The organism is Syntrophorhabdaceae bacterium, assembly GCA_028698615.1.
Classification (GTDB): Bacteria; Desulfobacterota; Syntrophorhabdia; order Syntrophorhabdales; family Syntrophorhabdaceae; genus Delta-02.
Map to the genome: position 1 here is coordinate 20,593 of JAQVWF010000032.1, position 6,556 is coordinate 27,148.

6 protein-coding genes and 1 pseudogene are annotated in these 6,556 nt (G+C 54.4%); 3 read left to right on the forward strand and 4 right to left on the reverse strand.

Features of this window, described 5'->3' with window-relative positions; all coding sequences use genetic code 11:
* Nucleotides 1-446, forward strand: a 446-nt coding sequence (locus tag PHC90_10685) for a DMT family transporter (protein MDD3846812.1), incomplete at its 5' end; no start/stop codon positions are given.
* 278 nt (nucleotides 447-724) lie between these two features.
* Here the strand turns inward: PHC90_10685 and PHC90_10690 are convergent.
* From PHC90_10690 to PHC90_10705, 4 genes and pseudogenes are all read right to left on the reverse strand, one after another.
* Nucleotides 725-1,252 (reverse strand): cob(I)yrinic acid a,c-diamide adenosyltransferase, encoded by a 528-nt coding sequence (locus PHC90_10690; protein MDD3846813.1) that lies wholly within the window; start codon nucleotides 1,250-1,252, stop codon nucleotides 725-727.
* A 56-nt stretch (nucleotides 1,253-1,308) separates the two neighbouring features.
* Nucleotides 1,309-2,691, reverse strand: a pseudogene (locus PHC90_10695) (RtcB family protein).
* Nucleotides 2,692-2,913: 222 nt separating this feature from the next.
* Entirely contained in the window at nucleotides 2,914-3,321 is a 408-nt protein-coding gene (locus PHC90_10700) for an archease (protein MDD3846814.1), read from the reverse strand.
* Nucleotides 3,322-3,334: 13 nt separating this feature from the next.
* On the reverse strand, nucleotides 3,335-4,186 hold the full coding sequence (locus tag PHC90_10705; GenBank protein ID MDD3846815.1) for a hypothetical protein: 852 nt from the start codon (nucleotides 4,184-4,186) through the stop codon (nucleotides 3,335-3,337).
* A 308-nt stretch (nucleotides 4,187-4,494) separates the two neighbouring features.
* Between PHC90_10705 and PHC90_10710 the strand changes: the two genes are divergently transcribed.
* The gene (locus PHC90_10710) at nucleotides 4,495-5,745 is read left to right on the forward strand and encodes a hypothetical protein (protein ID MDD3846816.1); all 1,251 of its coding nucleotides are present in this window, start codon (nucleotides 4,495-4,497) and stop codon (nucleotides 5,743-5,745) included.
* 156 nt (nucleotides 5,746-5,901) lie between these two features.
* Nucleotides 5,902-6,556: GAF domain-containing protein (locus tag PHC90_10715; GenBank protein ID MDD3846817.1), on the forward strand; the 655-nt coding region annotated here is incomplete at its 3' end.

Genomic DNA, 6,556 nt, shown 5'->3' on the forward strand with positions numbered 1-6,556 from the left:
ATTGGATCTTCTTCATGAACGGCGATATAGCGGGCACTGTTCTGGCGCTTGCCGCCAGTCTTTCCTGGGCTCTCTACACCATCCTTTCCAAGCCGCTCCTGCAAAAGCACTCGCCATTGAAGGTAACAGCCTACAGCATGGCCGCCGGTTCAATTCTTCTCGGATTCTTCGTGCCGTCCTTTTTCAATCCCCAGGAACTCGGGCGCCTTTCTTCAACGGGTTGGCTTATCATTATTTTCTCCATCATTTTTTCCATTGTCGTCGCCTTTTTTCTCTGGTACCGGGGGGTTGCAAGGATCGGGGTGTCCCGCACGATGATCTACCAGTACTGCGTTCCCGCCTTCGGCGCCATAGCGGCCTATTTTGTGCTCGGGGAGACCCTCCATTATTCCCAGCTCATCGGGGGTTCCATCATTTTCGTGAGTGTTTGGCTGGCGAGAAGATAGGGGAAGAGGAAAGTTCCAGAGTTCCAATGTTCAAAGGCCTGCTGGTAAAGCCCTCCTTATCGTCATCCCGGACTTGATTCGGGATCCAGAGGTCTTTCTATCCCCGCATATTTCCTGGATGCCGCTTCCGCGAGTGAAGACACCGGCCTAAAGCCGGAATGATGAAAGAGCAGGAACCGACCTCAGAAACGACTTTGTCAACAGGCTGTGAAGGGTTCAAGGGGAAGGTCGATGAGGGCTTTTACAGAACGTGAGCTCTCCGGCGGGAAAAGCTGTCCTTAATAGTCTATTCCTATCACCGGGTGTCTGCCCGTGTGGTAGGCATGGCGTATCTCTTTCATCTCCGTGACGATGTCGGCCGTGTCGATGAGATCGGGGGGCATATTTCGGCCGGTGAGCACCACGTGAAGGCCGTACCTCCTGCCAATGATCGCTTGAATGACCGATTCCAGGGAGAGGAGGCCGTGATTGATCGCATGAGATATCTCGTCAAGAATAACGATATCGGCGCCGCCGGAGCGAAGCTCCTTCCGGGCGGCTTGCCAGCCCTGTTCGGCGGCCTTAAGATGAGGTGCGGGGTCATCGCCCGGTCTCAAGAAACCGGCACCGAAGGAATGGACCAGGATGAGAGGGATGGCCGCCCTGTCGAGCATTTGTTCTCCCGACCTCTCGAGACCTTTCATGAACTGGAAAATGGCCGTTCTCTGCCCGCGGCCGACCGCGCGAAGCGCTATGCCCAGCGCCGCCGTGGTCTTTCCTTTCCCATCGCCCGTGAAAGCGATGATAAGCCCTTTTTCATCCACCATACCAGTTAATACCATTATTATAAGGATGGTTGCAACCGCCTGTCAGGTTCAAGGCGTTATCCTTTTATGGACCCCAGCGGTGTGATCTTGGCCACCAGCCTGGAGATCCCCGCCCTGTGAACGACCTGCACCACCCTTGACACGTCTTTGTACGCCTCGGGCATTTCCTCTGCCAGGGTTGCCTTGCTGGCCGCCCTCACATAGATACCGCGCTCTTCCATTTCCTTCTGGATGGATCGTCCCCGTGATGTTCTCATTGCCTGGTTTCTGCTCATTACCCTTCCCGCGCCGTGGCAGGTGCTTCCGAAGGTTTCGTCCATGGCGCGCTGTGTCCCCGCGAGGACGTACGACGCCCTGCCCATATCGCCGGGAACCAGAACGGGCTGTCCCACCGCCTTGTACCTGTCGGGAACAAAGCGGTTCATGGGAGGAAAGGCCCTCGTGGCACCCTTGCGGTGAACGCACAGTATCGTTTCCTTTCCTTCTATCCGGTGTGTCTCCTTCTTGGCGATGTTATGACACACATCGTAGACGAGTCCAAGGCCGAGCGAGGCATAGCCGGCGCCGAACACTTCCTCGAATGTCTCCCGGACCCAGTGTGTTATCATCTGCCGGTTTGCGAAGGCGTAGTTGGCGGCGGCGGCCATGGCCGAAAAATAGCGGCGTCCCTCCGGTGAATTGACAGGGGCGCAGCACAGCTGCCTGTCAAAGAGGGCAATGCCGTATCTCTCGGCGGCCGGCAGCATCTGCCTGATCGATTCATCGCAGACCTGGTAGCCGAGGCCGCGCGACCCGGTATGGATCATGATCGTGGCCTGATCCCGGAAAAGGCCGAAGGCCTGAGCCGCATCCTCATCGAATATCTCTGAAACATAGCCTACTTCGACAAAATGATTCCCGCTGCCGAGTGTGCCGAGCTGGTCTTTCCCCCGCTCATATGCCTTCTCGGACACGGCGTCGGGTTCGGCATCATCAAGACAACCCTGATCTTCTATGTGCTCCAGGTCTGTGCTTGTTCCGAAACCTTTGGCTATTGCCCACCGTGCCCCTTTCTGAAGCACCCCCCTCAATTCACCGTGAGAGAGCTTCAGGTCTTTGCGGCGCGAGCCAAGACCGCTCGGGACATTTCGAAAAAGCCCATCGATTATATCGGGCAGTCGGTCTCTTACGTCCCTGGCGCTCAACACGGAGCGCACGAGCCGGACACCTCAGTTTATATCGTAGCCGACACCGCCGGGAGAGATGATCCCTTCCTCGACGTCAAAAGCCGCCACTCCGCCTATGGGAAACCCGTAGCCCCAGTGAATATCGGGCATAGCAAGGGACGCCTTGACAATTCCGGGAAGGGTGGCCACATTCCGGACCTGCTTGATACTCTCTTCGGTGCCGAGATACCCGAGCAACTCCTCATCGACATAGACGATACCATCGACCCGCATAGCCCCGCTCTTCCTGACAATATGGCGGTTCTCATCGAGTCTCTCGAATCCGACGGTCTCTTCGCTCATATCTCACCCCAAAAAGAAGGTTTCACGTTTCAGGAAAACAGAGTCCCAAAGAAGATGATGATGTTGCTGTAAAGACCTGCCGCTGCAAATGTCTCCAGTTCTTGTCTTTAACCTGAAATTTGAAACCGTCCTTCATCCCTGAAACCCGCATTTTCACACATCTATTATAATGTTAGCTTTGAATTTCCCGTTCTCCTCGGTTATGGCGAACGCGTGATAGGTGACCGCCTTCATTTCCACTTCGATGACGTGCCTGTTCTCATTGAAGACCTCGCCTTTCAATACGGCCGTCAGGCCCTTGGCATGAAAGGATACCGATGCATCGACAGGAATAAACCTTTCGACGTCCCAGATAAAGAGGAGCTCGTTAAGAAAATTGATGAGGAGCTCTCCGTTACCCGACACGGTGATTTCTTTTGTCAGGGCCGGCTCAACATGCACAGGATCGGTGATCAGTGAAAATATCGCCACGGCGGCATGATGGAAGAGTTCTTCCATCGATGCCCCATAAATCTCCAGACGTATGTCCGCGTCGTGGTCAAGGACCCTGAAAGAATCCATGAGAACCCTGCCGCTATTTCTTCGGTCTTTCCGTTCTGATGACCTCTTTTATGCTCCGCGTGATCTCCAGGGCTTTATCGAGCGGTCTCTGCCAGATATTGCGTCCGAAGATGAAACCCGATCCTCCCGCGCGGATGCACAGGCTTGCCTTTGCAAGAAGATCTTCATCGGAGACCATTTCCCCGCCTGCGAAAATTACGGGAACACCGCCAGTCGTGCCGATGACCCTTTTGATAGCCTCAAGAAGGTCCGTCTCAAAATCCCGGTAGGGGGCCGGCACGGCGGGGTTCTTCTTCGGATTGGGTACGTTCACCTTGATCATGTCGGCACCGAGTTCCGCGGCGACACGCGCGGCGTATTCAATGGCATAAAGACTGTTCTTTCCGCCCTTGGCTTCAATTTCGCTGCCTCTTGGATATGACCAGACGATCACGGGAAGACCCGCCCTGTGGGCTTCCTCGCGTACGTACGTGAATTGCTCGATGTCCTCGTCCTGACGCGGGGAGCCTATGTAAAGGGTGTATCCCACGGCGATGGCCGACAGGGCAAGCGCCTCATCGATAGTGGCGGTGATGGGAGACAGAGGTTCTTCATCCGAGGGGATCTCCGTCTTACCGTTCACCTTCAGAACGAGGGGCACCTGATTGTACATGTCCTTGAAATAGCGCCTGGCGTTTCCGATATGGAGAGCGACGGCATTGTACCGCCCCTTCTTTGCTATCTCGACGATGTGCAGAGGATCTTCGGCGAATCTGGCATTGAAGAAATCCCGCGGCCCATGTTCAAGCCCCTGGTCGTAGGGCAGTATGATCGTTTTTCCATAAGTTTGAAACAATCCTTGCAGACGTACATCTTTCGGTTCCATAATTCCCCTCCTTAGGATTTGTTGCTAAACAGTATAGCATAAAAGACGGGCCATGGGTGATGGGTAATAGGCCACTGCCATCCTGCATGCCTGAAGGCCCGTCTGTCCTCTCCCGCAGGATCCATTTTGGGCAGGTATGACCCGTAACCCATATTTTATTAAAATATATTAATTTTTCCCTTGACAGTCCTCAGGGGGGTTGGTAATATTAAAAAAACTTAATTGACGGAGGTGCGGTGGCGACAATTATGTATAAGGACGCGAAAAAAAATCTTAAGGAGGCAAGAATGAAGAAGTTAGTATTGGTTATGCTTGCGCTGTTCCTTGTTATTCCTGTACTGAGTAACGCAGGCAGCGTATCAAGCAGATACGATGTTACATTTGGCGGCTTCGTGAAGTACGATGTGGGCTGGACATCCCAGAACGCAGATGCAGACGCGGTTTGGGCCTCCAGGGGAAGCTCAGCCACACGTGGGATCCTTGCAGACGAGTACGGCAACACCTTCATGACCGGTGCCGAGACCCGTTTCAACTTCCTCGTCAAGGGTCCCGACCTGTGGGGCGCCAAGACAAGCGCCTTCATCGAAGGCGACTTCCGCGGCACGTCAACAGGCAACCAGTATGGTGGATTCCAGCTCAGGCATGCCTTCATGACCTTTAAGTGGAATTCAGCACAGTTGTTGATTGGTCAGGCCTGGCAGCAGTGGGGCATGCCCTACTATGTCCCGACGGTCAGTATCCTTGACTATGCCCAGTACCTCAAGGGCATCAGGACGCCCCAGATGGCTTTCAGGTATTTCTTCACGAAAGAGTTCAACGCAATGTTCGGCATCACCTCCGCGACTGAGTGGTCAGGCGCCGCTGGCGGCATCCGCCAGGCCAATGACGGCTTTGCCAGAAGCAGCTGGCCGGGACTTCAGGGCGAGGTTGCATACTGGACCGACCGCTGTGGCAAGATCGGCCCTCACAACCTGAAGTTAGCATTGGGTGGATACTGGGGCAGAGACAAAGAGACCTATACCCTGGCCGCAACTGACAGCACCTACTCAAGCACCACGCTCGAGTCATGGGCAGTCGCCTTCAGGTATTCATTACCTATCGTTCCCGAGACAAAGGGCAACAAGTCCATGTCAGTACTCCTCAATGGTAACTTCTTCGTCGGCCAGAACCTCAATGGTAGTGGCTGGCTGTACAATCAGAACCATGTAGCATACCAGAGACCGGACAATACCTACGCAGCCCCGACACTCTTCGGACTGCAGGCCAACCTGTCATGGTGGATCACCAATGCCCTTCAGCTCAACGGCAACTACGGCTATCTGAAACACAACGCCAGCAACTACGCACGCAATACAAATCCTAACACCGAGAACATGGATCAGAGCTATGGCGTCAACATGCTGTGGGATGCAAACAAGGCCGTTAGGTTCGGTATCCAGTGGGTTCGGAACTACACAGGCTACAACGATTACGCCGCTGGTACAGGCACAGGCGTAGGGAATGCTGAGCGCACAGGCATTGCCGATGTGTACAGATTCGGCGCTTGGTATTTCTTCTAAAACCAGATACAACGCTAGACAAGAAGGGGCCTTCGGGCCCCTTTTTTATTATGATGTTCCCTGTGAGACTGTCGTTCAGGAATACTCCGGGTTGTTCATGGGAGCGGAAGATGGTATCATTGAATTGGCCGCAACCCGCAGCCGATGAGAACTGCCATGAAGACATCAGAGAAAGATAAGCCCAGCCCCTTCCTGGATATTCTTGATACGGCCCGCCTGCTCAGCTCCAGCGAGATTCCCGAAAAGGTAATAGAAACCGTCCTGCAGCAACTCCGTGAACGACTGGGTAAGAGGGCGCGGTGCGCCTTCCTTGAGGGGGATGACTTGAGACTCAGGTTCTGGGCGGGTGAGCATAGCTGTCCCATAGGCGGCGTCACGATACGAGAGAACAGTATTGTCTGGGACGTGGTGAGGAAGGGCAAACCAGTCAATCTCACAGATGCCGGGCAATCAAACCATTACGAGCATACACTGGGCGAACCGATCAATGTGAAATCCATAGTCCCCCTGGGCTATGAGGATCCAGTCACGAAGGAGAAGAGGAACCTGGGGGTCTTGATCGTCGACTCGGGAAAAGAGGATGTGCCGGTTTCGGCGGAAGACTTCGAGTACCTGCAGGTGATAGGGCAGCTCATAAGCGCGATCTTCGGCAGAAAGGAATTGATCCAGCAGATCATGGAGTCCTGCCGCCGGCAAGAGGCAATCCTGATGGAGGCTGCCCACAACTTTCGAAACAGCATAGTGATAATAGGGGGATTTTCCCGGCGGATTGCAAGGCTGTCAAAGGGCACGGAGATGGCCGGGAATGCCG

Bases quoted from the DNA above. Each gene is read 5' to 3' on its own strand.
- PHC90_10690 (MDD3846813.1), bottom strand. From the start codon at position 1,252: ATGGTGGATGAAAAAGGGCTTATCATCGCTTTCACGGGCGATGGGAAA.
- PHC90_10700 (MDD3846814.1), bottom strand. From the start codon at position 3,321: ATGGATTCTTTCAGGGTCCTTGACCACGACGCGGACATACGTCTGGAG.
- PHC90_10705 (MDD3846815.1), bottom strand. From the start codon at position 4,186: ATGGAACCGAAAGATGTACGTCTGCAAGGATTGTTTCAAACTTATGGA.
- PHC90_10710 (MDD3846816.1), top strand. From the start codon at position 4,495: ATGCTTGCGCTGTTCCTTGTTATTCCTGTACTGAGTAACGCAGGCAGC.